Source organism: Stutzerimonas marianensis (assembly GCF_022810315.1).
GTDB lineage: Bacteria > Pseudomonadota > Gammaproteobacteria > Pseudomonadales > Pseudomonadaceae > Stutzerimonas > Stutzerimonas marianensis.
Genome location: NZ_JALGRD010000035.1, coordinates 1 through 1,174 on the forward strand (window position 1 = coordinate 1; position 1,174 = coordinate 1,174).

Consider the following 1,174-nt stretch of genomic DNA (forward strand, 5'->3'; position numbering starts at 1 on the left):
ACCACGCCGGCACCGACGGTACGGCCGCCTTCGCGAATCGCGAAGCGCAGACCATCTTCCATGGCGATCGGCTTGATCAGGGTAACAACCATCTTGATGTTGTCGCCCGGCATGACCATCTCGACGCCTTCCGGCAGCTCGCACGAACCGGTCACGTCAGTGGTACGGAAGTAGAACTGCGGACGGTAGCCCTTGAAGAAAGGGGTATGACGACCGCCTTCTTCCTTGGACAGCACGTACACTTCCGCCTCGAACTTGGTGTGCGGCTTGATGGTGCCCGGCTTGGCCAGTACCTGGCCACGCTCGACGTCATCACGCTTGGTGCCGCGCAGCAGCACACCGCAGTTCTCGCCAGCACGACCTTCGTCGAGCAGCTTGCGGAACATCTCGACACCGGTACAGGTGGTCTTGGTGGTGTCACGCAGACCAACGATCTCGATTTCTTCCTGGACCTTGACGATGCCACGCTCGACACGACCCGTCACAACGGTACCGCGGCCGGAAATGGAGAACACGTCTTCGATCGGCATCAGGAACGGCTTGTCGATGGCACGGACCGGCTCGGGGATGTAGGTGTCGAGCGTCTCGACCAGCTTCTTCACCGCAGTGGTGCCCAGCTCGTTGTCGTCTTCGCCGTTCAGCGCCATCAGCGCAGAACCGATGATGATCGGCGTGTCGTCACCCGGGAAGTCATAGGTAGACAGCAGGTCACGCACTTCCATTTCGACCAGCTCGAGCAGCTCGGCATCGTCAACCATGTCGGCCTTGTTCAGGAACACGACGATGTAAGGTACACCAACCTGACGAGACAGCAGGATGTGCTCGCGCGTCTGCGGCATCGGGCCGTCAGCAGCGGAACAAACCAGGATCGCGCCGTCCATCTGGGCAGCACCGGTGATCATGTTCTTGACGTAGTCGGCGTGACCCGGGCAATCAACGTGCGCGTAGTGACGAACGTTCGAGTCGTACTCCACGTGAGCGGTGTTGATGGTGATACCGCGAGCCTTTTCTTCCGGCGCACTATCGATCTTGTCGAAATCGACGCGAGCGGAACCGAAAACCTCGGAGCACACGCGAGTCAGAGCGGCCGTCAGAGTGGTCTTGCCATGGTCAACGTGACCAATGGTGCCGACGTTGACGTGCGGTTTGTTACGTTCGAATTTCTCTTTAGCCA

At 59.6% G+C, this 1,174-nt stretch carries 1 protein-coding gene; it reads right to left on the reverse strand.

The features are described 5' to 3' along the window. Positions 1–1,174 (reverse strand): elongation factor Tu (gene tuf, locus MST27_RS22165; RefSeq protein WP_243608008.1); only part of this gene is annotated, 1,174 nt, incomplete at both ends.